Source organism: Bradyrhizobium sp. JYMT SZCCT0180 (assembly GCF_018130165.1).
Lineage (GTDB): Bacteria > Pseudomonadota > Alphaproteobacteria > Rhizobiales > Xanthobacteraceae > Bradyrhizobium.
Window position 1 is genome coordinate 41,721 of the sequence record NZ_JAFCLZ010000014.1, and the last position, 23,698, is coordinate 65,418.

At 62.3% G+C, this 23,698-nt stretch carries 23 protein-coding genes; 17 read left to right on the forward strand and 6 right to left on the reverse strand.

The window, feature by feature from the left end:
- The first annotated feature begins 90 nt into the window (after window positions 1-90).
- Both JQ641_RS20925 and JQ641_RS20930 read left to right on the forward strand, forming a co-directional pair.
- On the forward strand, window positions 91-1,062 hold the full coding sequence (locus JQ641_RS20925; RefSeq protein ID WP_502754978.1) for a glycoside hydrolase family 16 protein: 972 nt from the start codon (window positions 91-93) through the stop codon (window positions 1,060-1,062).
- 57 nt (window positions 1,063-1,119) lie between these two features.
- The gene (locus JQ641_RS20930) at window positions 1,120-2,589 is read left to right on the forward strand and encodes a GH1 family beta-glucosidase (RefSeq protein ID WP_211997850.1); all 1,470 of its coding nucleotides are present in this window, start codon (window positions 1,120-1,122) and stop codon (window positions 2,587-2,589) included.
- A 6-nt stretch (window positions 2,590-2,595) separates the two neighbouring features.
- Here the strand turns inward: JQ641_RS20930 and JQ641_RS20935 are convergent, their stop codons facing one another.
- A complete protein-coding gene (locus JQ641_RS20935; protein ID WP_211997851.1) occupies window positions 2,596-2,832 on the reverse strand; it encodes a hypothetical protein in 237 nt (78 codons plus the stop codon).
- Window positions 2,833-2,934: 102 nt separating this feature from the next.
- Here JQ641_RS20935 and JQ641_RS20940 point away from each other — a divergent pair, with 102 nt between their 5' ends.
- The 9 genes from JQ641_RS20940 (at window position 2,935) to JQ641_RS20980 (ending at window position 13,913) form a co-directional block, all read left to right on the forward strand.
- On the forward strand, window positions 2,935-3,255 hold the full coding sequence (locus tag JQ641_RS20940) for a helix-turn-helix domain-containing protein (RefSeq protein WP_211997852.1): 321 nt from the start codon (window positions 2,935-2,937) through the stop codon (window positions 3,253-3,255).
- A gap of 249 nt (window positions 3,256-3,504) precedes the next feature.
- Window positions 3,505-4,221 (forward strand): outer membrane protein, encoded by a 717-nt coding sequence (locus JQ641_RS20945; RefSeq protein ID WP_211997853.1) that lies wholly within the window; start codon window positions 3,505-3,507, stop codon window positions 4,219-4,221.
- 238 nt (window positions 4,222-4,459) lie between these two features.
- Window positions 4,460-6,604: a methyl-accepting chemotaxis protein gene (locus JQ641_RS20950; RefSeq protein WP_211997854.1), complete on the forward strand. Its 2,145-nt coding sequence runs from the start codon at window positions 4,460-4,462 to the stop codon at window positions 6,602-6,604.
- A gap of 199 nt (window positions 6,605-6,803) precedes the next feature.
- Window positions 6,804-7,865 (forward strand): MBL fold metallo-hydrolase, encoded by a 1,062-nt coding sequence (locus tag JQ641_RS20955; RefSeq protein WP_211997855.1) that lies wholly within the window; start codon window positions 6,804-6,806, stop codon window positions 7,863-7,865.
- A gap of 129 nt (window positions 7,866-7,994) precedes the next feature.
- Window positions 7,995-8,243: a hypothetical protein gene (locus JQ641_RS20960; protein WP_211997856.1), complete on the forward strand. Its 249-nt coding sequence runs from the start codon at window positions 7,995-7,997 to the stop codon at window positions 8,241-8,243.
- Between the two features lie 67 nt (window positions 8,244-8,310).
- Entirely contained in the window at window positions 8,311-8,592 is a 282-nt protein-coding gene (locus JQ641_RS20965; RefSeq protein WP_211997857.1) for a hypothetical protein, read from the forward strand.
- A gap of 26 nt (window positions 8,593-8,618) precedes the next feature.
- Window positions 8,619-8,819: a hypothetical protein gene (locus tag JQ641_RS20970; RefSeq protein ID WP_192735352.1), complete on the forward strand. Its 201-nt coding sequence runs from the start codon at window positions 8,619-8,621 to the stop codon at window positions 8,817-8,819.
- Between the two features lie 231 nt (window positions 8,820-9,050).
- Window positions 9,051-10,277, forward strand: coding sequence for a 5-aminolevulinate synthase (hemA, locus tag JQ641_RS20975; protein ID WP_211997858.1), 1,227 nt, complete (start codon window positions 9,051-9,053; stop codon window positions 10,275-10,277).
- 126 nt (window positions 10,278-10,403) lie between these two features.
- Window positions 10,404-13,913: a PAS domain-containing hybrid sensor histidine kinase/response regulator gene (locus tag JQ641_RS20980; RefSeq protein ID WP_211997859.1), complete on the forward strand. Its 3,510-nt coding sequence runs from the start codon at window positions 10,404-10,406 to the stop codon at window positions 13,911-13,913.
- Window positions 13,914-14,266: 353 nt separating this feature from the next.
- On the opposite strand, the gene JQ641_RS20985 is transcribed toward JQ641_RS20980, so the two are convergent.
- The 3 genes from JQ641_RS20985 to JQ641_RS20995 form a co-directional block, all read right to left on the reverse strand.
- Entirely contained in the window at window positions 14,267-14,941 is a 675-nt protein-coding gene (locus JQ641_RS20985; RefSeq protein ID WP_211997860.1) for an HAD family hydrolase, read from the reverse strand.
- Between the two features lie 16 nt (window positions 14,942-14,957).
- Window positions 14,958-15,632, reverse strand: coding sequence for a response regulator (locus JQ641_RS20990; protein WP_211997861.1), 675 nt, complete (start codon window positions 15,630-15,632; stop codon window positions 14,958-14,960).
- 239 nt (window positions 15,633-15,871) lie between these two features.
- Window positions 15,872-16,492 carry a hypothetical protein gene (locus tag JQ641_RS20995; protein ID WP_211997862.1) on the reverse strand — a complete coding sequence of 207 codons (621 nt, stop codon included), beginning with the start codon at window positions 16,490-16,492 and terminating at the stop codon, window positions 15,872-15,874.
- A gap of 293 nt (window positions 16,493-16,785) precedes the next feature.
- Between JQ641_RS20995 and JQ641_RS21000 the strand changes: the two genes are divergently transcribed.
- From JQ641_RS21000 to JQ641_RS21025, 6 genes are all read left to right on the forward strand, one after another.
- Window positions 16,786-17,064 carry a DUF4212 domain-containing protein gene (locus JQ641_RS21000; RefSeq protein ID WP_249150580.1) on the forward strand — a complete coding sequence of 93 codons (279 nt, stop codon included), beginning with the start codon at window positions 16,786-16,788 and terminating at the stop codon, window positions 17,062-17,064.
- A 14-nt stretch (window positions 17,065-17,078) separates the two neighbouring features.
- A complete protein-coding gene (locus JQ641_RS21005) occupies window positions 17,079-19,058 on the forward strand; it encodes a sodium:solute symporter family protein (protein WP_211997863.1) in 1,980 nt (659 codons plus the stop codon).
- Between the two features lie 173 nt (window positions 19,059-19,231).
- On the forward strand, window positions 19,232-19,552 hold the full coding sequence (locus JQ641_RS21010) for a hypothetical protein (protein WP_211997864.1): 321 nt from the start codon (window positions 19,232-19,234) through the stop codon (window positions 19,550-19,552).
- Window positions 19,549-19,872: a hypothetical protein gene (locus tag JQ641_RS21015; protein ID WP_211997865.1), complete on the forward strand. Its 324-nt coding sequence runs from the start codon at window positions 19,549-19,551 to the stop codon at window positions 19,870-19,872. Before JQ641_RS21010 ends, JQ641_RS21015 begins: the two co-directional genes overlap by 4 nt.
- 84 nt (window positions 19,873-19,956) lie before the next feature.
- Entirely contained in the window at window positions 19,957-20,325 is a 369-nt protein-coding gene (locus tag JQ641_RS21020; protein WP_211997866.1) for a hypothetical protein, read from the forward strand.
- Between the two features lie 404 nt (window positions 20,326-20,729).
- Entirely contained in the window at window positions 20,730-22,373 is a 1,644-nt protein-coding gene (locus JQ641_RS21025; protein ID WP_211997867.1) for an MFS transporter, read from the forward strand.
- A gap of 156 nt (window positions 22,374-22,529) precedes the next feature.
- Here the strand turns inward: JQ641_RS21025 and JQ641_RS21030 are convergent, their stop codons facing one another.
- Both JQ641_RS21030 and JQ641_RS21035 read right to left on the reverse strand, forming a co-directional pair.
- On the reverse strand, window positions 22,530-23,003 hold the full coding sequence (locus tag JQ641_RS21030; RefSeq protein ID WP_211997868.1) for a secondary thiamine-phosphate synthase enzyme YjbQ: 474 nt from the start codon (window positions 23,001-23,003) through the stop codon (window positions 22,530-22,532).
- Between the two features lie 162 nt (window positions 23,004-23,165).
- On the reverse strand, window positions 23,166-23,690 hold the full coding sequence (locus JQ641_RS21035; protein WP_211998003.1) for a hypothetical protein: 525 nt from the start codon (window positions 23,688-23,690) through the stop codon (window positions 23,166-23,168).
- Between the last annotated feature and the right edge of the window lie 8 nt (window positions 23,691-23,698).

Genomic DNA, 23,698 nt, shown 5'->3' on the forward strand with positions numbered 1-23,698 from the left:
ATTCCGCGATCTGCTATGTCTTTCGCCCGTCGACTTCAGCGCATGCGCGAACCCCGGGATTCGCATGCGCGGACCCTGGGGATCACGAGGTTGAGACCGCACGCTCTCGCATTGATCTTCTGTCTTTTCACGGCCATGCCGGCTTCCGCGCAAAGCGATCCCACGCTGGCGCTGCCCGAGCTCACCTTGCAGGTGCCGACCCGCGCGCTCGGCGATCAGTGCCGCAAGATCGAAGCTGATGATCCGCTGGTGCCGGTGTCGCTGCATCGGACCTTCCACGACGATTTCGACGTGCATCCGCTGGTCGAGGCACGATGGGTGCCGCACTACGCCGGCGGCGCCGCCTGGCCGCAGTCGCGCTACTGGGGCGGCGAAGGCTCCGATTTCAAGCGCAAGACCAGCTATAATGGCGAACAGCAGATCTACGTGGATTCAGTGTATGGCGGGCGGGGCACGGTGCCGCTCGGGCTCGATCCGTTCCGGGTCCGCAATGGCATACTCTCGATCATCGCCAGCCGGACGCCGCCCGACTTGCGGTCCCTGCTGTTCAACAATGAATACATCTCGGGCATCCTGACCACGCAGAGCAAGTTCACGCAGAAGTACGGCTATTTCGAAATGCGCTCCAAGATCCCGGCCGGGGTCGGCGTGTGGCCGGCGTTCTGGATGCTCGCCGATGACGGCGGCTGGCCGCCGGAAATCGACATCATGGAGGGCCGCGGACAGCAGCACGACAACATCGTGATGACCACGCATTGGCGGATTCCGGCCACCGGAAGGGTCGAACGTTGCGGGTTCGACTTCATGGTGGCCGATACGCGGAACGAATTCCACAATTACGGTGTGCTGTGGCAGCGCGATCGCATCATCTATTTCATCGACCGCCAGCCGGTGTCGGAGATCAAGGTCCCGGTCGGCTTCGACGCTCCGATGTACATGATCGTCAACCTTGCGATGGGCTCGAAGACGATGGAGGGCGTCGGATTCGTCGACGGCCTGTCTCCCAATGTCGTGGAATTCGAAATCGACCGGATCTCGGTCTATCAAATTGATACATACTGATCATTGCAACCGGCCGGGACGCGCAAGCCGGCAGCACCGAAGCTGACGGAGAACGTGATGTCCGGGAAATTCTCGCGCCGGCAATTTGCCAAGCTGGCGGGCCTCTCCGCGCTCGGTCTGACGGCGACATCGGCGAATGCGGCGCCAAAACAAAAAACGGCCGCCGACCCGCACGCCCCTGCCCGTTTCCCGAAAGACTTTCGCTGGGGCACCGCGACGTCGGCCTATCAGATCGAGGGCGCGGTCAACGAGGATGGCCGCGGCCGCTCGATCTGGGACACCTTCGCCCACACCCCGGGCAAGATCGAGGACAAGACCACCGGGGACCGCGCCAACGAACATTATCATCGCTACAAGGAAGACGTCGGCCTGATGCGCGATCTCGGCGTCAAGCACTACCGCTTCTCGATCGCGTGGCCGCGGGTGTTTCCGGAAGGCACCGGCAAACCCAATCCCAAGGGCCTCGATTTCTATAACCGCCTGCTCGACGAACTGCTCGCCAAAGGCATCGAACCCTACGCGACGCTGTATCATTGGGACTTGCCGCAGGCCTTGCAGGACCGCGTCGGCGGCTGGCAGTCCACCGACACCTCGAAAGCGTTCGCCGATTACGCCGGCTATGTCGCCGAGCGTTTGACCGACCGCGTCAAATACATCTTCACGCTGAACGAAGCCGGACGTTTCCTGAATTTCGGCTACGGATGGGGCATCGACGCGCCCGGCCTCAAACTGCCGAATGCGGAATTGAACCAGGCACGGCATAACGTCGTATTGGGTCACGGCCTTGCGGTGCAGGCGATCCGCGCCCGCGGGCGCGCCGGCACCAAGGTCGGCCCGGCCGAGAACATCGCGACCTGCGTGCCGGCCTTCGACACGCCCGAAAACGTCCGCGCCGCCGAGATCGCGACCCGCGAACTGAACTCGGGCCTGCTCGGCGTGATGCTCGAGGGCAAATACACCGACGGCTTCCTCGAATATGCCGGCAAGGACGCGCCGAAATTCACCGCCGAGGAATTGAAGATCATCGGCTCGCCCAACGATTTCGTCGGCCTCAACATCTACGCGCCGCAATTCTACATCGCAGCGTCAGACAAGAAGCCGGGCTGGTCGGTATTGCCGTTTCCCGCCTCGTTTCCGCACATGAGCGCCGACTGGCTGCGTATCGGTCCCGAAACGATCTATTGGGCGCCGCGGCTCGCGGCCAAGGTCTGGAACCTCAAGACGATCTACATCACCGAGAACGGCACCTCGTCGGAGGACAAGGTGCATGCCGACGGCAAGATCTACGACCTCGACCGCATCATGTACCTGCGCAATTATTTGCGGCAGCTGCAGCGCGCCGTGGCCGAGGGCGTGCCGGTCCGCGGCTATTTCCTGTGGACCCTGATGGACAATTTCGAATGGATCTACGGCTACGAAAAGCGCTTCGGGCTCATCCACGTCGATTTTGAAACCCAGCGCCGGACGCCGAAGCTCAGTGCGTCGTTTTATCGCGACGTGGTGACGCGCAACGCGATCGGCGCCTGAAGCGGCTTAGTGATAGCGCACCAGCTGCGGCTGGGGCATCGAAGTCTCGTGTGACGGCGCGAGATCACCTTTAATTGCCACAGTCACGGCGGGTTCATGCCGCACGTTCCGCGATGATTCGTGGCTGATGAACATGCTGGCGGCGCCGACCATCAAGACGACATAAAGGCCGAAGATGCCACCGACCCAGCGCCAGTAGATCCGGCGGCTGTCGGGGGTAAGGCTTTCGATCAAGCTGCGCATGACTGCCTCCTCCTCGAGGAACTGATTGCGCTGCGTATAGCTTGCACTCCGGTCCCGGTGTGTGACGTACTTCACAGAAGCCCGCATTAAAACGGAGAACCCGTGACCGGTCCGGAACTGAAGAAACTGCGCGAAGACCTCGCTGAGGCGATCGGCCAACCCCTCGGCGTGGCCGACATGGCCAAGCTCTGCGGGTTGCCGCCTGAAGACGGCGCCACCACGATTCGGAAATGGGAAGTCACGGGCCCGAGTGGCCCCGTCGCCGAACTGCTGCGCATCCTGGCGATGGCCAGCGACCGCTATCCGATCCTGGAAATGTTCAACGTGTTCGACCGCCATGACGTCGCCGAAAAGGAACGGCCGGCACGGCGGCAGGCGTTCCGCGAGCAGATGCGCGGCGACGTGCGGCGGCGCATTGCGTGAAGCAAAGCTTTCGCGCCGCACGCCGGAGGGACCCGATTTTAAGGCTTCCTTAAGCTTGCATTAGGACGCTGTTAAGCACAGAAAATAGGGCTTCGTTAAGCACAAAAAACGTTTGTTCTCCAATGGGTTGGGTATTCGATCGGTGTGCCCGGCAAGTGACAGCATTTTATTCAAAAGCTGTCTAACTGCACGCCATGGACGGCGCCCGGGATGTGGCGCCTCCCAACGATTTTCCGGAGACTCACGACCATGAAGAAGTTCCTGCTCGCTATCGTCGCTCTTGCGGCCCTCGGCGCGACGTCGCCTGCGCTCGGCGCCGACATGGGCGCACGGCCGTACTACAACAAGGCGCCGGCCTATGCCGCGCCGCTCTACAACTGGACCGGCTTCTATCTCGGCGCCCATATCGGCGGCGCCTTCTCGAGCAGCAACACTTTCAACGGCCTGGTGCTCAGCGACTACAGCGCCCGCCTGCTCGGCGGCGTGCAGGCCGGTGCCGATTATCAGTTCGCGCCGAACTGGGTCATCGGCGCCGAGGGCCAGTACAGCTGGCTCGGCCAGAACAACCTCAGTTCGGTGTTCCCGAACGGCTTCGTCTACAACAATGATCAGCGCGCGATCGCTTCGATCACCGCCCGCGTCGGCTACACCTGGGGCCCGGGCATGCTCTATGTCAAAGGCGGCTACGCCTATTCGAACAATCGCGACACCCTGACCTTTGCCGGCGTGCCGGTCGCGTTCACGCTCGATAAGAATCACAGCAATGGCTACACCGTCGGCGCCGGCGTCGAGTACATGTTTGCCCCGAACTGGTCGGCCAAGGCCGAATACATGTACTACGACTTCGGCACCACCCGCTTCGTGACCCCGGTCGCGCTGGTCCCCTTTGGCACCTTCCATAACGACGAGCATACGTTGAAGGTTGGCGTCAATTATCGCTTCAACTTCGCAGGCGGGCGCTACTAATCGCTTCTACAGGGAGGCGCGAAAAGGCCGGCTTGAACGCCGGCCTTTTTGTTTGCGGCATGTTGTTTGCGCCATGGCGTTTTCCAGCGAAGCGGGCTTGCGATTTTCAAACATTGTTCGATGGCGGGCCAGCGCTCAAATCGCGAAAAGCATCCGCATTTTCCCGACTTGTTAACCGGGTACCACGATACTGCCGCGCGGGGAATCATCCAGGGATAGCGGGACGGGGCGGCGGCAAATGGCGTTACGATTCAGCATCGGCAAGATCAGGCTCAAGGGATTCAGCTTTCCGAAATTCGGCGTCAGAGGCAGCCTGTTTGCCGCCTTCGCCGTCATCGCCGGCATGGCGATCGTGATCAGCGCCGGCGCCGGCCTGGTGCTCGGACATCTCGGCGGGGCCATGGTCGACCTGAGCGGACGGGACATCCCCCGCCTCGCGGCCAGCCTGCAATTGTCGGCGGAGAGCGCCAGCCTTGCCAGCCAGGGGCCGGGGCTGCTCGCCTCCCGCAGCGAGGAGATGCTGAACGAACGCTCCAAAAAAATGCAGGAGACCCAGCGCATCACCCTGCAAAGGCTCGCCGAGGTCACCAAGCTCGGCGCCAACAAGGATACCGTCGCAGCCCTCACCGAGACGGTGAAAAACATCGAGGACATGATCAAGAGTCTCGGCGGCGCGGCACGCGAACGGCTGGAAACCGGCGCCCAGCACGAAAAACTGTATGAAGCACTGCGCGCGGCCCAGGCCGCGTTCGTCAAGGCCGCCGCGCCCGCGATGGTCGACGCCCAGACCCAGCTCAGCAGCATCTTCGGCGCCGCCAGCTTCAACCAGGACGAAGCCACCAAGGCGGAGAAAACGGTCGAGCAGATCAGCGACATCATCGCCGCCGGCAATCTGACCGCATTCAACATGATGGCCGCGCTTTCATCCGAGAGCAGCGACACGCTCGAAACCATCGAGAAGCAGACCCGCATTGCGCAGCAGCGCGTGAAATCGAACCTCGACCAGCTTCCCAAAGGTTCCCTGACGACGGCACTGAGCAACGCCTCGAAAGCCCTGCTGGCGCTCGGCGAAGGCAAGACCGGCGTCTTCAAGGTCCGCCAGAAGGAACTGGACGCCACGGACTACGGCCAGACCATTTTGGAAGAAACCCGCAAGCTCAATGTCGGTCTCGGCATCAGCGTGCAGCAACTGGTGGACGGGGTACGCGGTGAAACCGACGCCTCGACCCGGCAGGCGGGCAAGGAGATTTCGCTGGCGACCACGGTCATGCTCGCACTCGGTGCGGCGACCCTGATCGGATCGGTGCTGTTCGTCTGGCTCTATGTCGGCCGTAACATTCTGCGCCGCATCGGCAATCTGCAGCGTTCGATGCAGCTGCTCTCCAGCGCCGACCTCGAATCGGAAATCTATCAGTCGAGCCAGAAGGACGAGATCGCGGCGATGGCCAATTCGCTGCACGTGTTCCGGGAAAGCATGATCCAGAGCCGGGCGCTCACCGCCGACCAGGACAAGGATCGCATCGCCAAGGCCGAGCGCGCCACCCGCATGGAATCCCGCATCGTCGAGTTCGAAACCACGGTGCGTACGGCGCTGGATAGTTTGCAGGAAGCGGCCGGCTCGATGCAGACCACCGCGCAGAGCATGTCGGCGACCGCCGATCAGTCCAGCGCGCTGGTGAGCGCGGTCGCCTCCGCCGCCGAGGAGACCTCGGTCAACGTGCAGACCGTGTCGTCCGGCACCGAGGAACTGTCGTCTTCGATCGAGGAAATCGGCCGCCAGGTCGTCACCTCGGCGGAGATCGCCCGCAAGGCGGTCGAGGAAGCCGGCGCCACCGACGCCACCATGCAGGGGCTGGCCGACAACGCCGCCCGCATCAGCGTGGTGGTCGATTTGATCCAGACCATCGCCTCGCAGACCAATTTGCTGGCGTTGAACGCCACCATCGAAGCCGCGCGCGCCGGTGAAGCCGGCCGCGGATTCGCCGTGGTCGCCTCCGAGGTGAAGAGCCTCGCCACCCAGACCGCGAAGGCCACCGACGAGATCCGTCAGCAGATCGTCAGCATGCAGACGGTGACGACGTCGGCGGTGTCAGCGATCCGCAGCATCTCGACCACGATCGGCGAGATCAACGACGTCACGACAGCGATCGCGGCCGCGGTCGAGGAGCAGGGCGCGGCGACGCGCGAGATCGCGCGCAACATTTCGCATGCCGCCGGCGGCACCAGCGAGGTTTCCAGCAACATCGTCGGCGTCTCCAGCGCCTCGACCGAAGCCGGCTCCGCCGCCAGCGAAGTCTTGACCGCCTCCGGCGCGCTCCGCCGCGAAGCCGACGTGCTGCGGGCGGAAATCGACGCGTTTTTGGGGAATATCCGGGCGGCGTGATCCTTGTTCGTCATTCCGGGGCTATGCGAAGCATAGAACCTCAGGTGCGCAATTGCGCCCCCGGGGAATCTCGAGATTCCGGGTTCTATGCTTCGCATAGCCCTGGAATGACGACCAATCGGCCGTCCATGTGTTTTGGCCAAACCAGCACCCGTTTTTTCGGCTAGCGCCGCACCAATTGTGCGGGTAAGTCGGTGGGATGCACTCGAAAACCGACCCCGTTCAGTCCTCCGCCGAGGCCCTGCGATACCCCTGGGAAAATCACCCCGGCCAGGATCAGGTCGTCGAGGTAGTGCCGGGCGTGTTGTGGGTCCGGCTGAAGCTGCCGTTCCGGCTCAATCACGTGAACATCTACCTGCTCGCCGACGGCGAGGGCTGGGCGATGATCGATTCCGGGTTCGGCAATGAGGAAACCATCGAAGCCTGGACCACGCTGTTCGAGGGCCCGCTCCGGCACGTGAAAATCTCCCGCCTGATCGTGACCCATTCGCATCCCGATCACGTCGGTCTGGCAGGCTGGGTCACCGAGCGCTTCGACTGCCCGCTGCAGATGTCGCAGGTCGAATATCTGCAGTCGGTCTATCACCAGAACCGCGGCACCGAGGAGCGCCGCAACGCTCAGCGGCTGTTCTTCCGCCGCCATGGCATGGACGAGAGCCTGACCGACACCTTGCTGAGCCGCGGCCAGGATTATCTGAAGCAGGTGTCGATCCTGCCGCCGTCCTACCGGCGCATCGCCCATGGCGACGAAATCTCGATCGGCACGCGGCGTTTCAAGGTCATCACCGGCGGCGGCCACGCGCTCGACCAGGTGATGCTGTATTGCGCCGCCGACAAATTATTCCTTTCCGCCGACCAGGTGCTGAGCAAGATCTCGCCCAATGTCAGCGTCTGGGCGGTCGAACCCAACCAGAATTCGCTCGGGGAATATCTGGCCTCGCTGGCGAGCCTGACCACCACGCTGCCCTATGACGTGATGGTGCTGCCCGGCCACGGCGTGCCGTTCTACGGCCTCAAGACCCGGATCAAGCAGCTGGCCGATCATCACGAGGACCGCTGCCGCCTGATCGCCGAAGCCTGCCGGACCGTGCCGCAGACCTCGAAGGAACTTGTGCCGGTGGTGTTCCACAAGCACGTGCTGGACGCCCACCAGATGGGGTTTGCCGCCGGCGAGCTGATCGCCCACGTCAACTACATGCTGGTCGAGGGCCGCCTGACCTCTGAAGTCACCGACGGCGTGCTGTACTTCCGGACCACCTGACTCGCCCAACTAATCCATAGCTATTGAGCCTAAAAGAGCGCACGGTCGCGCCATGCTATCCCGGCTGTCGTGCCAGACGAACTTCCACATTGAAGCCTTGCGCAGCGGCGGCATTGATTTGACGCCGTCATGCTGACGCGCGCGGCGCTGCTTTTTGAGAACGGACTGCCTGATCTTCCGGCGCTGCTGATCGAGCCGCATCGCAACCCTGGCGGAATTTGGCGCATCAAGTTCAGCTATGAGACGAGCGAGCCGCTTTCGATGAGCGCGGTGCAGGCATCGAATATGGCAACAGCACTTCAAGAGATCGGAGAGGCCGAACTGGCTGACGAGATCGACGGCGCGCTGAAGAGCGCGGTTCGCTATTCGTCGATGTGACTTTTCTGATGTGACCTTCCGAAATGTAACTTTTGTCCCGGGCAATTACGCCCGCAAAGGAAAATAGATGAAAATAATTGTTGCCGCCCTGGCGCTGTGCGCCTTCGCACAGAACGCGTTCGCTGCAAGCCCGGAATGCCGTGCGGTCGAAAGCCACAGCGCACGGCTCGCCTGCTACGACGCGGCGCAGCCTCCGAAAATCGCAACGCCCAAGGAAATATCCAGCGAAAAATTCAGGGAAAAACCCAGGGCGATCGAGAGCGACTCACGGCCCGAGTACAAGGATCCCTTCCTCGCGGAGAACGCCCGCACCACGTCCAAACTGAACAACATCTGTCGCGGCTGCTGAGCCACGTCAGACGAAGAAGGACGACAATGGCCAAAGTGTCGGACTATCGAATCATTACCTTTCAGCGGCAGCCCGGGCTTTGGCGGGCCAATATGACGCCGATCGTCCAGCCGCCGACGATCACACGGGGCGCGGCGATCCGGGGCTTTGTGACAGCCGAGGACAGCAAGTCCGAAGACGACGCCTTGATCGCGGCCAATCGCGCCATCAGGGAACTTGACTCGTAAGCGGGTCGGCGGCGCTCTTTGGCCGCTTATGGTTTCACCCGCACCGCCAAAATACCGGGACCGTAAATCGCAGCTAGCGCGTTGATCGAGATCAAGATTTGCCTTGCCTCGGGTTGATCCCGGAGGCCCGCTAAAATGTGGGATTTCACATAGACACCAAACCTGGAAAAGCTCTAAAAAGAGCCCACGCCGCTCCGGCCGGTTGGTTCCAGGTTTTCGTCAGGTCTTGTGATGGATTACAGCAAATTCTTCTCCGCCGCCCTCAACCGCCTGCATGACGAGCGGCGCTACCGGGTTTTCGCCGACCTCGAGCGGATCGCGGGCCGCTTCCCGCATGCGGTCTGGCACTCGCCGAAGGGCCAGCGCAACGTCGTGATCTGGTGCTCCAACGACTATCTCGGCATGGGCCAGCACCCGAAAGTGGTCGGCGCCATGGTCGAGACCGCGACCCGTGTCGGCACCGGCGCCGGCGGCACCCGCAACATCGCCGGCACCCATCACCCGCTGGTGCAGCTCGAGGCCGAACTGGCCGACCTGCACGGCAAGGAAGCGTCACTGCTGTTCACCTCGGGCTACGTCTCGAACCAGACCGGCATCTCGACCATCGCCAAGCTGATTCCCAACGTCCTGATCCTGTCGGACGCCCTCAACCACAATTCGATGATCGAAGGCGTTCGCGAGTCGCGCTGCGAGCGTCAAATCTTCCGCCACAACGATGTCTCGCATCTGGAAGAACTGCTGATCGCTGCCGGCGACCGGCCTAAGCTGATCGCCTGCGAGAGCCTCTATTCGATGGACGGCGACGTTGCCCCGCTCGCAAAAATCTGCGATCTCGCCGAGAAATACGGCGCCATGACCTATGTCGATGAAGTACACGCCGTCGGCATGTATGGTCCGCGCGGCGGCGGCATTGCCGAGCGCGACGGCGTCATGCACCGCATTGACGTGCTGGAAGGAACCCTCGCCAAGGCGTTTGGCTGCCTCGGCGGCTATATCGCCGGCAAGGCTGAGATCATCGACTGCGTGCGCTCCTATGCGGCGGGCTTCATCTTCACCACCGCGCTGCCGCCGGCGATCTGCTCGGCCGCGACGGCCGCGATCCGCCACCTGAAAACCTCGAACTGGGAGCGCGAACGCCACCAGGACCGCGCCGCCCGCGTCAAGGCGATCCTGAACGCCGCGGGCCTGCCCGTGATGTCGAGCGAGACCCACATCGTGCCGCTGTTCGTCGGCGACCCCGAGAACTGCAAGAAGGCCTCCGACATCCTGCTCGAAGAGCACGGCATCTACATCCAGCCGATCAACTATCCGACCGTCGCCAAGGGAACCGAGCGCCTCCGGATCACGCCCTCGCCCTACCATGATGACGGCCTGATCGATCACCTGGCCGAAGCGCTGCTGCAGGTCTGGGAGCGCCTCGGCCTGCCGCTGAAGCAGAAATCGCTGGCGGCCGAGTAGAGTAACCCTACTACGAACTCCCGGAAATCGGGCCGGTAGCGCGATGCGCTGCCGGCTCAATGCGTTTATACTGTCAGTTCCGGTCCGGCGCGGCCGAACAGAGGCCGGGAAGGGAGACAGGCAGCAATGCTGCACGACTGGGGCGTGATCGCCGCCGCATTCGCGTATATCGGACTGCTGTTCTTCGTCGCCAGCTATGGCGACCGCCTGTCGCCGAGCCAACGCGGCCGCGCCAGCATGATGATCTATCCGCTGTCGCTGGCGATCTACTGCACCTCCTGGACCTTCTTCGGCTCGGTCGGCTTCGCCAGCCGCACCAGCGTCGATTTCCTCGCGATCTATGTCGGCCCGATCCTGATGATCGGACTGTGCACGCCGCTGCTGCGCCGCGTGATCCAGCTGGCCAAATCGCAGAACATCACCTCGATCGCCGACTTTATCGCCGCCCGTTACGGCAAGAGCCAGGCGGTCGCCGCGACCGTGGCGGTCATCGCGATTGTCGGATCGGTCCCCTATATCGCGCTGCAGCTCAAGGCGATGTCGTCGTCGCTGGAAACGATCCTGAGCGAGGACAAGCTGTTCTCCTCGATTCCGCTGATCGGCGACATCGCGCTGGTGGTGACGCTGGCGATGGCCGTTTTCGCCGTGCTGTTCGGCACCCGCCAGACCGACGCCACCGAGCACCAGCACGGGTTGATGCTGGCGGTCGCCACCGAGTCCATCGTCAAGCTGGTGGCGTTTCTCGCCGCCGGCCTCTTCGTCACCTTCTGGATGTTCTCGCCGGTCGAACTGATCGAACGCGCAATGAAGACACCGGAAGCAATGCGCGCGATCAACTACACGCCTTCGATCGGCAATTTCCTGACCATGACGCTGCTGTCGTTCTGCGCGATCATGCTGTTGCCACGACAGTTTCACGTCAGCGTGGTCGAGAATTCCAGCATCGACGAGGTCAATCGTGCACGCTGGCTGTTTCCGCTCTACCTGGTCGCCATCAATCTGTTCGTGATCCCGATCGCCATCGCCGGCCTCGTCACCTTCCCGTTCGGCGCCGTCGACAGCGACATGTACGTGCTGGCGCTGCCGATCGAGGGAAACGCTCCCTTGCTCAGCATCATCGTCTTTGTCGGCGGCCTGTCGGCCGCGACCGCGATGGTGATCGTGGAATGCGTGGCACTTTCGATCATGGTTTCGAACGACATCGTGTTGCCGCTGGTGTTGCAGCGGAGCCCGCGGGCGCGCCCGGGCCGGCAGGATTTCGGCGACTTCCTGCTCAAGGTGCGGCGCTTTGCGATCTTCGCCATCATGGTGATGGCCTATTTCTACTACCGCGCGCTCGGCAGCACCCAACTGGCCGCGATCGGGCTGCTGTCGTTCGCCGCCCTCGCCCAGCTCGCGCCGGCGTTCTTCGGCGGCCTGTTCTGGCGGCAGGGCACCGCGCGCGGCGCCATGGGCGGCATGCTGGCCGGCGTCGCCGTGTGGATCTACACGCTGTTCGTGCCGAGCTTCCTCGAAACCACCACGGCGGGGCTGCAATTCCTGCAGCACGGGCCATTCGGCATCGAGGCGCTTCGTCCGCGGGCGCTGTTCGGCGCTGATCTGCCGCCGCTGATGCATGGCGTGCTGTGGTCGCTCGGGCTCAACATCCTGACCTATGTCGTGATGTCGCTGGCGCGCCAGCCGTCGTCGATCGAACGGTTGCAGGCCGACCTGTTCGTGCCGAGCACGCTGACGCCAATTACACCGACCTTCCGGCGCTGGCGCACCACGGTCACGGTGCAGGATATCCAGAGCACGGTCGCGCAATATCTCGGCCCCGACCGCGCCCGCCAGGCGTTCGAGACCTTTACCGCCGGCCATCCCGGTCATCTCGATCCGGCCGCGCCCGCCGATTTCGAACTGCTGCAGCATGCCGAGCGCCTGATCGCGTCCTCGATCGGCGCGGCCTCCTCGCGCCTTGTGATGTCGCTGCTGCTGCGCAAGCGCACCGTCTCCGCCAAGGCGGCGCTGAAACTGCTCGACGATTCACACGCCGCGCTGCATTTCAACCGCGAGATCCTGCAGACCGCGCTGAACCATGTGCGCCAGGGAATTGCGGTATTCGACGCCGATCTGCAGCTGATCTGTTCGAACGCGCAGTTTGGCGAAATCCTGGCGCTGCCGCCGCATCTGGTCCAGCTCGGGATTCCCTTGCAGGAAATCCTCGAATTCATGGACGCCGTCAGCCCGCCCGGCTCCGGCAACAGCGACGCCCTGCTGGCGCTGCGGCTGAAAGCCTACACCACCGAGGGCGAGCCCTATCTGGAACGCCTGCCCGACCGGCACATGGTGATCGAGGTCCGCTCCAACCGGATGCCGGGCGGCGGGCTCGTGATCACCTTCTCGGACGTCACGCCGAGCTTCGAGGCGGCGGAAGCGCTGGAGCGCGCCAATGCGACGCTGGAAAAGCGGGTGCGGGACCGCACCGAGGAACTCACCCGGCTGAATTCCGAACTGGCGCTGGCCAAGAGCACCGCTGAGGACGCCAACATCTCGAAGACGCGGTTTCTCGCGGCCGCCAGCCACGACATCCTGCAGCCGCTGAACGCGGCGCGGCTTTATGTCACGAGCCTGGTCGAGCGCCAGAGCGGCGGCGAGGATTCGCGCCTGGTCGAGAACATCGACGACTCGCTGGAGGCGATCGAGGAAATCCTCGGCGCGCTGCTGGACATCTCGCGGCTCGACGCCGGCGCGATGACCACCTCGATCACCAGCTTCAAGATGGCCGACCTGATGCGGTCGCTGGAAATCGAATTCGCCCCAATCGCCCGCGCCAAGGGGCTGAAGCTGAGCTTCGTGCCGTGCTCGCTGCCGGTCGAATCCGACCGCGCGCTGCTGCGCCGGCTGCTGCAGAACTTCATCTCTAACGCCATCAAATACACCCCGCGCGGCCGCGTGCTGGTCGGCTGCCGCCGCCGCGGGCAAACCCTGCAGATCGGCATCTATGATACCGGCGTCGGGATTCCCGTGCAGAAGCGCGGCGAGATCTTCAAGGAGTTCCACCGTCTCGAACAGGGCGCGCGGATCGCGCGCGGGCTCGGTCTCGGGCTCTCGATCGTCGAGCGGCTGGCGCGCGTGCTGAACCACGGCATCGCGCTATCAGCCAATGCCGGCGGCGGCTCGGTGTTCTCGGTGACGGTGCCGGTCGCCAAGGCGGTCAACTATACCGCCGCGGTCACCAGCGCGACGCCGCTCTCGAAGACGCCGATGAGCGGCGCCTTGATCGTCTGCATCGAAAACGATCCGGCGATCCTCGATGGCATGAAGACGCTGCTCACGGCATGGGACGCCGAGGTGATCGCGGTAGCCGACCCCGAGGCTGCGATCGCCGCGATCGAGACGTCAGGCGGAAGCGTCACCGGCCTTCTGGTCGACTATCACCTCGATCGCGGCAACGGCGTCGCCGCGATCCGCGAGATCCGCCGCCGTTTCGGCGAGAACACGCCGGCCATCCTGATCACGGCGGACCGCAGTCCGAATGTGCGGGCGGCCGCGCGCGAGGAAAATATCGCGGTGCTGAACAAGCCGGTCAAACCGGCATCGCTGCGGGCGCTGCTCGGCCAGTGGCGCGCCCAGCAACTGGTCGCGGCGGAGTAGTCGCGAGACATGTACTTGGAGTTTTGGGGCTTACCCAGGCTGCTCTTCGTGGTCCTTCTGGTGATGCTACCGGCCGGGCTGGCGTTCTGGCGGGGCCGGGCCCCTTGGAATTGGTGCTCGATGGCATTTGGGATTCTGTTGCTGCCGCTGTTGCTACTGGTCGGCAACGTGCAGGGATTAACGAGAAGCGGCGTCGTCGTGGAGGGTTGGCTTGCGGTCCTGGCAGTCTGGCTGGTTTGTTGGGGCTTTGCCCTTGTCGCTATCTTCAGGAAGCGCTCTGTTACCGGCCCGTCCTAGACGAGATTGTAGGATGGGTATTGCTGCGCTCCACCCATCACAATCCGCTACCACCATCACCAATTCATCGTCGCCCCGACCATCCGAGCCAATTCCGGATCGTCGAAGTTCGCGGCCGTCGTGACGGCGCCTGCCGCGACCATGTCCGCATGAGCAAGGCTCGTTCTTATCCCGATCGTCGCAATACCTGCGGCCGCGGCGGATTGAATGCCGGAGCGGGAATCCTCGAATGCGATCGACAGGGCGGCTGAAGCGCCCGCCGCGCGCAGACCTTCCAGATACGGCATCGGATGTGGTTTGCCGTGGGCAAGTTCATCGCCGATGACGAGCGCCTTGAACCGGTCCATGATCCCCAATCCGGAGAGCAGCATCTCGGCATTCAGCCGAGGCGCGTTGGTCACCGCGACCATCGGGATGCCGGCGCGATCCGCGCGCGCAAGCAGCGCCATCAGGCCGGGCAATGGCTGGACTTTCCCGGCAACGAGCTTGCGGAAGGTTGCCTCCTTCTCGCCGATGATCGCCGTCTGGCGCGTCGGTGGTTCCTCGGCGAGAAACCGCGCGCTGATCGAGGCGTTGGAGAAGCCCTGGAGCTCCTTGCTGAAGCGCGCGTGGTCGAAGGTGTGACCGCGGGGGCCGAGGATCTGATTGAACGCTTCCAGATGAAGCGCATCGGTGTCGGCCAGCGTGCCGTCGATGTCGAACAGCAGCGCTTTCCCCGGTCCTGGCGGCATTCGGATGTCTTTGCCGTTACGCCGTCGGCGTACCCTGGCGCCACTGGCCGCCGGAGATTTTCGCGGCTGCGATCACGGCCTGGGTGCGGCTTTCGACGCCGAGCTTCTGCAGGATCGCCGAGACATGCGCCTTGATGGTCGCTTCCGAGACGCCGAGTTCATAGGCGATCTGCTTGTTGAGCAGCCCCTCCGACAGCATCATCAGCACCCTCACCTGCTGCGGGGTCAGCGTCACCAGCCGGTCGCGCAGCCGGGTCATGTCCGGATCGACGGCGGCAGTCAGATCGATGTCCTGCGGAACCCAGACGTCGCCCTCCATCACCTTCATGATGGCGTCGCGCAGCGTCTCGACCCCGAAGCGCTTGGGAATGAAGCCGGAGGCGCCGAAATCGAGCGACCGCCGGATGGTGGCGCCATCGTCGCTGGCGGAAACAATCACGACCGGAATCGCCGGATATTGCGCGCGCAGATAAATCAGGCCGGAGAAGCCCGAGATCCCCGGCATGGTCAGATCGAGCAGGATCAGATCGACGTCGGAGTCCCGTTCCAGCAGCGCCGTGAGATCGTCGAACGAGCCCGCCTCGCTGATCACGGCTGAGCTGACGACACTCGCGACCGCTTGCCGCAGGGCGTCGCGGAACAGCGGATGGTCGTCGGCGATGACGAGATGGGTGCTGGTAGCGGCAGTCATTTACTTCTTGCGAAAAGCGTTGCGGCAAGCTGGCGACCGTTTTCTGTAGGCCTGCCAAGCGGTTTTGCAATTGTCCCCTGCCCGGCGGCTTCATGCAAGCGCGCAATACCGGCACGCCGCAAAGCGGTTAATCTTCCAATTTGTGCATCGCAACAAGGCTTCCGGCTCGGGCGCACATCAAACGCGGAACAGGAGATCGCGGGTCAGGTCATCGACGTTTGCGACGGCACCTGGTCGGCCTATGCCGCGGCCCCCACGATCAGTGCCCGTTCCAGGGCGGCCCTGTCCATCCGCGCAATCAATTCGTCATGGATGTTGCAAAGGCTGACACGGAGGTAATTGCGCGTCGTCTGGAAATCCCGTCCGCGCAGCTTTTCGTGGATCGGCATCATCGAGAAATAGCTTTCCGCCAGCGGTTCGGGAATGTCCATCACGCGCTTCGGCGCATAGCCGCCGACCAGATCGAGACGATGCGCGAGTTCGCGCCGCGCTTCGAGCCAGGCTTCTTCGCCGATCGACGGAGGAACCGGATAGCGGTCAAAAACCGAAAGAACCACAAGCGTCAATTGGTCGAGGATGGCCCGGCGCTGGGTCCCAGCCTGAGCAGCCAGCACCCCCTCGATCATTTCGCCCACCATCGCAAGACCCAGCGGAAAGGCTTTCCAGCGCGCGCGCTCGACGGATTGCGCAAATCCCTCTTCGGCGAATAACACCTTGGCGTAGTGACCTGCACGGGCGCGCGAGTATTCGTAGATGCCCTTTTGTACGATGAAAGCCGATTGCGCATCGATGAATTCCGCAAGCGCGTCCGGGTCGCGAATCGGCGGACGGGGGCGAAACAGTTTTTCGAACAGCTTCATCGCGGTCTCATCCAGCCCGATCGGCCCAGGCTGCTTCGTCAGCTTACCCCATCTGGTTCACGACAAGTCCAATGTTCTCAGCGCATCGCTGTTAGCAGTTGCAACAATTTCACACCCGCCGAAAGTATAATGAAGACCTGACCGGTCGTAGTGTTAGCGTCAGACGACTCCAAACTGGCACAAGACCGGTTGAATAAGCGGCAAGGGGGGCGCCGCACTGAAGGGATTTGCATTCCCCTCGATCATTTATCCGGTGCATTGATGCGCCGGTGCTTTGGGGAGGATTTGCAACGATGCCTGACTCTGCAAGCATGAAAGAGAGAGAAGAAGCGCACTGGGCGAAGACCTCGCGTCTGATGTTCACGCATCTCGGGGTCTGGTTCTTCTTCGGCTTCGTCATCCACATGTTCGTGGTCCCGCTCAACAAGATCACCATTCCGATCCTCAACTTCCCGCTCGGTTTCTATATGGCCGCGCAGGGCTCGCTCATCGTGTTCGTTGTCATGCTGTTCGTGTTCGCGAAACAGCAGGACAAGATTGACCGCGAGTTCGGCTTTGCCGAGGAAGATTGAGGGAGGAAGAGACCATGGCCACAGAAGCTTCTGCCAAAAGCTCGGACTTCATCAAGAATCTGGGCAAGATGTACGGCACCTATACCGGCGGCTTCATCGCATTCATCCTGCTGCTCGCGGTTATGGAGCAGATGGGTGTTCCGAATAAGATCCTGGGCTACCTGTTCGTGTTCTTCACGCTCGCGGTCTACGCCATCATCGGCGTGATGACGCGAACCGCCGAAGTCTCGGAGTATTACGTGGCCGGACGGCGCGTCCCGGCTTTCTACAACGGAATGGCGACAGGCGCCGACTGGATGTCGGCGGCGTCATTCGTCGGCATGGCCGGCACCCTGTTCCTGCTGGGTTACGACGGCCTCGCATGGGTGCTCGGATGGACCGGCGGGTTCGTGCTGGTATCGATCCTGATCGGGCCATATCTACGCAAGTTCGGCGCCTATACGGTGCCCGACTTCCTGTCGTTCCGGTACGGCGGAAACTTCGCGCGCGCGCTCGGCGTGATCGTGCTGGTGTGCTGCTCCTTCACCTATGTGACGGCACAGATCTACGGCACCGGTCTCATTGCCTCGCGATTCCTCGGGATGAATTTCGAGATCGCGGTGTTTGCGGGCCTGGTCGGCATTCTGCTCTGCGCTATGCTGGGCGGCATGCGGGCGGTGACCTGGACGCAGATCGCGCAATACGTCGTGCTGATCATCGCTTATCTGACCCCCATCGTGATCCTGTCTACCAAGAAATACGGAATTCCGTTTCCGGAGCTCACCTATGGGCAGGCAATCGCGGAGATCACGGCGCGGGAGCAGCAGATGCTGGCGACCGGCCTTGCGACGGTGGCAAACCTCAAGCCGCATATTCAGCCTTTCATCAACTACAGTCCGCTGAACTTCTTCGCGATCATCATGTGCATGATGGTCGGAACGGCTTCGCTGCCGCATATCCTGATGCGCTACTTCACCACCCCGTCGGTACGTGAGGCACGCCAGTCGGTGGCATGGTCGCTGCTGTTCATCTTCCTGCTGTACTTCTCGGCGCCGGCCTACGCGGCGTTCTCGAAGCTGGAAGTTTACACCAACATCATCGGGCGGGACCTGACGTCCATCCGCCCATGGTTGTTCAACTGGGGTGAACTCGGGCTGATCCAGATCTGCGGCAAGAACGCGGCCAATATCGACGCCATCGTTGCAGCCTGCAAGGCCATTGCCGGTCATCCCGGCGTGGTCAGACTGCAGGACTTCGTGATCAACACCGACGTGATCGTGCTCTCCACCCCGGAGATCGCGGGACTTCCCTATGTGATCTCGGGTCTGGTGGCGGCGGGCGGCCTTGCCGCCGCGTTGTCCACCGCTGACGGGCTGCTGCTCGCCATCGCCAACGCGTTGTCGCACGACGTCTACTACAAGATGATCGACCCCAACGCACCAACCATGCGCCGGCTCACCGTGGCGCGCGCCCTGCTGGTCGTCGTCGCCGTGATTGCGGCCGCGACGGCAGCTACCAAGCCGGCAGATATCCTGGCCATGGTCGGCTGGGCGTTCTCACTGGCGATGGCGGGCAACTTCCCGGCGCTCGTGATGGGCGTCTGGTGGAAACGCACGACGGCGACGGGAGCAATCTGCGGCATCATTGCCGGCTTTGGACTATGCCTGTTCTATCTCGTGACCACCCGCTACTTCCCGGGCGCCGGCGTGGCGTATTTCGGCATGACTTCGCTGACCAACCCACTGACCGGACTTCCGCTGGTCGACATCGCGAAAGCCATGGCATTACCCAATGCCATGGAGAGTTTCCCGACACTGGCCCACCCGATGGCGAACAAGGTCGGATGGTTCGACCTCAACAATATCGCTTGCGGATTGCTGGGAACGCCGCTCGGCTTCGCGGTCATCTACGTCGTCAGCCTGCTCGGCAAGGAGCCGTCGAAGGAAATGCAGGCCTACGTGGACGATATCCGCAAACCGCGTGGCAGGACGGTGCTCGAAGAGAGGACCACTTAAGAGCGCAACAACTGATATCGGCAAAACGGGGCCATCAGGGCCCCGTTTTGTTTTCGTTGAAGCCACGACATCGCTTGCCGGGAAAGTCGCCACTTGCCATTGTTGACCACGATCGTGGTGCCGTGACACATCTCGGTTCGTCGATTGCTGAAGCACTGCGGGAGCATCGGACTGTGGATACGGCAACTTCATTCGCCAGCTATTGGTATTTCCACCTGCCGAATTTCATGCTGGCGGCGCTGATGTACACGATGCTTGGCCGGCTCCTGCTCGGCCTGATGGTTGACGCGGATTCGCCGAACTATATCTGGCGATTCTTTTGCCGGATTACCGATCCCGTGATCGCCGTCCTCGCGATCGTAACCCCGAAGATTACCCCTCCCCCCGTGCTGTGGCTGTTCGGCTTCGTCTGGATGTTCTGGCTGCGCGTGCTGTTTCACTACACGTTACTGGTGTTGAATCTCGCACCCAGGTTCGGCGGAGCCGCGCCATGAACCGCAATTTCTATTTCATCGGAATTGCGTTCTTCGGAATGATCAACGGGATATTCAATCAGCTCGCGCTGATTTTCGCATTGCTGTACGTTCAGCCGCTCATCGGCCCCCTGCTGTTTGGCAGCCTGTCATTGACGCTGATGTTCGCGTCGCTGATGGTTTCCACCGCAACCGTCATCCTCGGCGGGATTCCGGCGGCAGTTTACGAACGGGCCACCCGCGCACCGGAATCGAACAATGTCTCGCTCTGGATCTGGCTTGCCGGAACAGCGCTACTAGCGCTGCCCGCCGCCGGCAATTTTCTCAAGATCGGCCTCTAGCCGAACAGTCCTGAGGTTGAGAGCGAGGGACCTTGGCGCTACGCTGAGCGTCAGGTGCTTGCTGGCGACGGAGCGTGGCGGATCATGGAAGAGATGCGCCGTATTGCCTATGAAACGGTGCTGCGCGCATGCGGGTTCGCGTCGCTGGCCATTTTCTGCGTCATGATCGGCCTGTCCTTCCTGCCGCGTTCTGCCTTTCAGGCGGGAGGGTTTCTGAGCATGGCCATGACACTTGTCCTCGTTCTGAAGGCCCGTGAAGCCCGAACGAAGGACCACCGCCGGACCGAGATGTGGCTCTATCTTCCGAAGGAGAAACGTCCGCCCCAGGCCTTCGCTCAAAGGACGATTTCGACGGTCATGCGCGAGACCTATTTGCTGTTCGCGAGCTGGACCGCGATCATCTCCATTGTGATGTGGAGCATCGCGCTGTTCTTCTCTGTTATTGGACTTTAGTTTGGAAACTGCATCAATAGTGGGCAGGATTCCGGCGCAACAAGGGTCCCGACTTTTGTCTAAGTGGTTTGCAGTTTTGAGCATGAGCTGGGGCATTTCCAAAGACCTAGGCCTGGAACGCGAAGCTCATATGTCGCGGTAAAATCAGCATTGTCCGCCGCGATTCGGCAGGCGCAATCGTGCCATCGCAGCAACCACGTCCGGCAACCTGACCGCAGGTGCGGCTGATCGATGCCATCCAAAAGTACTAAAGTACTATTGGGGCACGCTTCTCGAACATGTAGTTAGGCTCGCAATTAATTGCGCGTCGAACAGACGCAACGCACGTGTTCGTGATTCAAAAAAAACTGGGAGCGATCGAAATGTCCACAATGGCGGCAACGGAAAAAGTTAGAACTGGGGGAATGACGAAGGACGAACGTTTCGTCATTCTGGCTTCGTCACTCGGCACCGTCTTCGAATGGTATGACTTCTACCTGTTCGGTTCGCTTGCCAGCGTCATCGGCGCGCAATTCTTCGGCGTCATTGATCCCGCAACAAACCTGCCGATGTTCAACCAGGCCACCCGCGACATCTTCGCGCTGCTGGCGTTCGCCGCGGGCTTCATTGTTCGCCCGTTCGGTGCCATCGTGTTCGGCCGGGTCGGCGACATCGTCGGCCGCAAGTACACCTTCCTCGTCACCATCCTGATCATGGGCCTGTCGACCTTCATCGTCGGCATCCTGCCCAATGCCGCGACCATCGGCATTGCTGCGCCGATCATCCTGATCGGCTTGCGCCTGTTGCAGGGCCTCGCGCTCGGCGGCGAATATGGCGGAGCGGCGACCTACGTGGCCGAACATGCCCCGATGGGCAAACGCGGCTATTACACCTCGTTCATCCAGACCACGGCAACGCTCGGCCTGTTCCTGTCGCTGCTGGTGATCCTGTTTACCCGTACGGCGCTAGGCGAGCCTGACTTCGCCGCATGGGGCTGGCGTATTCCGTTCCTGGTGTCGGTCTTGCTGCTCGGCATCTCGGTCTGGATCCGGCTTCGCCTGAACGAATCGCCAGTGTTCCAGAAGATGAAGGACGAGGGCAAGAGCTCAAAGGCTCCGCTGACCGAAGCCTTCGCCAACTGGAGCAATGCCAAGATCGTCATTATCGCGCTGATCGGCGGCGTGATGGGCCAGGGCGTGGTCTGGTACACCGGCCAGTTCTACGCGCTGTTCTTCATGCAATCGATCCTCAAGGTCGACGGTTACACCGCCAACCTACTGATCGCCTGGTCGCTGCTGTTCGGCACCGGCTTCTTCATCGTGTTCGGCGCGCTGTCCGACAAGATCGGCCGCAAGCCGATCATCCTGGCGGGCTGCCTGATCGCGGCGCTGACCTTCTTCCCGATCTTCAAGATGATCACCACCAACGCCAACCCGGCGCTGGAGAAGGCCATCGAGACGGTCAAGGTCGAGGTGGTCGCCGATCCCAAGGCCTGCGGCGATCTGTTCAACCCGGTCGGCACCCGCGTCTTCACCGCACCTTGCGACACCGCCCGCGCCTATCTCGCCCAGCAGTCGGTCAAGTATTCGACCCGCTACGAAGGCACCGGCGTGAAGGTCGTCGTCAACGGCAAGGACGTTCCTTACACGGATGCCAAGACCTCGAACCCGGCGGTGCTGGGCGCGGTGCAGGCTGCAGGCTATCCGAAGGCCGGCGACGCCCAGATCGTGAAGATGGCGCACCCGTTCGACATCTTCAAACCGCGGGTCGCGGCGGTGATCGGGCTGTTGTTCATTCTGGTGCTCTTCGTCACCATGGTGTACGGGCCGATCGCGGCGATGCTGGTCGAACTGTTCCCGACCAAGATCCGCTACACCTCGATGTCGCTGCCCTACCACATCGGCAACGGCTGGTTCGGCGGTCTGTTGCCCGCGACCTCGTTCGCGATCGTGGCTTCGACCGGCGATATCTACGCAGGCCTCTGGTACCCGATCATCTTCGCATCGATCACCGCGGTCGTCGGCTTCTTCTTCCTGCCGGAAACCAAGGACGTCGACATCACGAAGTAACCGGATTTCGTCCGTCGGGAAGCCGGCGGACGATCACTACACGAACCGGCCGCGGAGCAATCCGCGGCCGGTTTTGTTATTAGAGCGTTTTCGAGCGAAGTGGATACCGGTTCGCGTGAAGAAAACGCGTCAAAACAAGAGTCTGGCCGGCGCGCGTCAGGCGCTGCTGCCGATAAACTGCAACACGATCTCGCGCCGATGCGGCCGCGCCCGGTGCTCGATCAGATAGATCCCCTGCCATGTTCCCAGCGCCAGCGCGCCGCGCAGCACCGGGACCTGCAGCGAGGTCGCGGTCAGCATGGTCTTGATGTGCGCGGGCATGTCATCGGGGCCTTCGGTGTCGTGGCGCCATCCGGCATTTTCGGGCGCGGCCCGGTTCAGCGCCGTCAAGAGATCGTCGAGCACCGTCGGGTCGGCATTTTCCTGGATCGTCAGCGACGCCGAGGTGTGACGGATGAACAGCGTCACCGCCCCTTCGCGCGCGCCGGCCTCGCGCACAAATTTTGCGATCTCGGCCGTGAGGTCGGTAAAGCCCGCTCCCGGGGTTTGCACAGTCAGCAGCGAGGAGACGATGGTGGTCGCGGTGACGTGGGAGGTTGGCGTGCGGGAGAGCGATTTAGGTTGGGACATCTGAACTATTCTCTCCGTCGTCCCGGCGAAGGCCGGGACCCATACTCCGCGGCCTCTCGATTTGAGGCAGTCGGAGTTGATATCTTTTGCAAACAACCGACAGCGGTGGTTATGGGTCCCGGCCCCCGTGCGCAATTGCGCACTAGGCCGGGACGACAGCCGTTAAATCCTGCCGTTGACGTCCTTCTGCACGCGGTTGGCCATCTCGATCAACCGCTTCCAGGCCCGTTCCAGGAACGACATCATGCGATCCATGTCGCGATCGCTCGGCAGTGGAATTTCAATCTTGCGTTCGCCCTCCGCGATCTTGGGCTCGTTCTTGGGCTCGCTCTTCTTCAGTGAGTCGGATTTCGGCATCGGCTCTTCGATCTTGCCGGCAACGGTCGGTTCGCGCGAAGCAAGGTCGCTCCTGAGCTTTTCATTGTCGGCCTGCAGCCGGCCGATCTCCGCATCCAGCGCCGCACGCTCATCGGGCACCGCGTAACAGGCCCAGCCCGCGCCCGAATTGCTGCAGGTCGAAATCGCGCCGGTTCGGGTATCGAGCCGCAGCACACCATCCGGCGTCGAGGACAGCGCATAACGGCCGTTCTCGGTATCCGGCATCGCCTTCGGAGGCGCGGCGCTGGCCCCGGCAACACCCAGCGCCAGCACGGCAACAACGGAGAGAGACAATCTGCAGAGAAACATTCTGCAGA

What these genes read in the sequence shown, in the direction of transcription:
- JQ641_RS21025 (WP_211997867.1), top strand. Translation starts at nt 20,730, where the DNA reads ATGACGAAGGACGAACGTTTCGTCATTCTGGCTTCGTCACTCGGCACC.
- JQ641_RS20980 (WP_211997859.1), top strand. Translation starts at nt 10,404, where the DNA reads ATGCTGCACGACTGGGGCGTGATCGCCGCCGCATTCGCGTATATCGGA.
- hemA (WP_211997858.1), top strand. Translation starts at nt 9,051, where the DNA reads ATGGATTACAGCAAATTCTTCTCCGCCGCCCTCAACCGCCTGCATGAC.
- JQ641_RS20930 (WP_211997850.1), top strand. Translation starts at nt 1,120, where the DNA reads ATGTCCGGGAAATTCTCGCGCCGGCAATTTGCCAAGCTGGCGGGCCTC.
- JQ641_RS21005 (WP_211997863.1), top strand. Translation starts at nt 17,079, where the DNA reads ATGGCCACAGAAGCTTCTGCCAAAAGCTCGGACTTCATCAAGAATCTG.
- JQ641_RS21000 (WP_249150580.1), top strand. Translation starts at nt 16,786, where the DNA reads ATGCCTGACTCTGCAAGCATGAAAGAGAGAGAAGAAGCGCACTGGGCG.
- JQ641_RS20945 (WP_211997853.1), top strand. Translation starts at nt 3,505, where the DNA reads ATGAAGAAGTTCCTGCTCGCTATCGTCGCTCTTGCGGCCCTCGGCGCG.
- JQ641_RS20960 (WP_211997856.1), top strand. Translation starts at nt 7,995, where the DNA reads ATGCTGACGCGCGCGGCGCTGCTTTTTGAGAACGGACTGCCTGATCTT.
- JQ641_RS21030 (WP_211997868.1), bottom strand. Translation starts at nt 23,003, where the DNA reads ATGTCCCAACCTAAATCGCTCTCCCGCACGCCAACCTCCCACGTCACC.
- JQ641_RS20935 (WP_211997851.1), bottom strand. Translation starts at nt 2,832, where the DNA reads ATGCGCAGCTTGATCGAAAGCCTTACCCCCGACAGCCGCCGGATCTAC.
- JQ641_RS20955 (WP_211997855.1), top strand. Translation starts at nt 6,804, where the DNA reads ATGCACTCGAAAACCGACCCCGTTCAGTCCTCCGCCGAGGCCCTGCGA.
- JQ641_RS20990 (WP_211997861.1), bottom strand. Translation starts at nt 15,632, where the DNA reads ATGACTGCCGCTACCAGCACCCATCTCGTCATCGCCGACGACCATCCG.
- JQ641_RS20970 (WP_192735352.1), top strand. Translation starts at nt 8,619, where the DNA reads ATGGCCAAAGTGTCGGACTATCGAATCATTACCTTTCAGCGGCAGCCC.
- JQ641_RS20950 (WP_211997854.1), top strand. Translation starts at nt 4,460, where the DNA reads ATGGCGTTACGATTCAGCATCGGCAAGATCAGGCTCAAGGGATTCAGC.
- JQ641_RS20995 (WP_211997862.1), bottom strand. Translation starts at nt 16,492, where the DNA reads ATGAAGCTGTTCGAAAAACTGTTTCGCCCCCGTCCGCCGATTCGCGAC.
- JQ641_RS20985 (WP_211997860.1), bottom strand. Translation starts at nt 14,941, where the DNA reads ATGCCGCCAGGACCGGGGAAAGCGCTGCTGTTCGACATCGACGGCACG.
- JQ641_RS21015 (WP_211997865.1), top strand. Translation starts at nt 19,549, where the DNA reads ATGAACCGCAATTTCTATTTCATCGGAATTGCGTTCTTCGGAATGATC.
- JQ641_RS21035 (WP_211998003.1), bottom strand. Translation starts at nt 23,690, where the DNA reads ATGTTTCTCTGCAGATTGTCTCTCTCCGTTGTTGCCGTGCTGGCGCTG.
- JQ641_RS21020 (WP_211997866.1), top strand. Translation starts at nt 19,957, where the DNA reads ATGGAAGAGATGCGCCGTATTGCCTATGAAACGGTGCTGCGCGCATGC.
- JQ641_RS20965 (WP_211997857.1), top strand. Translation starts at nt 8,311, where the DNA reads ATGAAAATAATTGTTGCCGCCCTGGCGCTGTGCGCCTTCGCACAGAAC.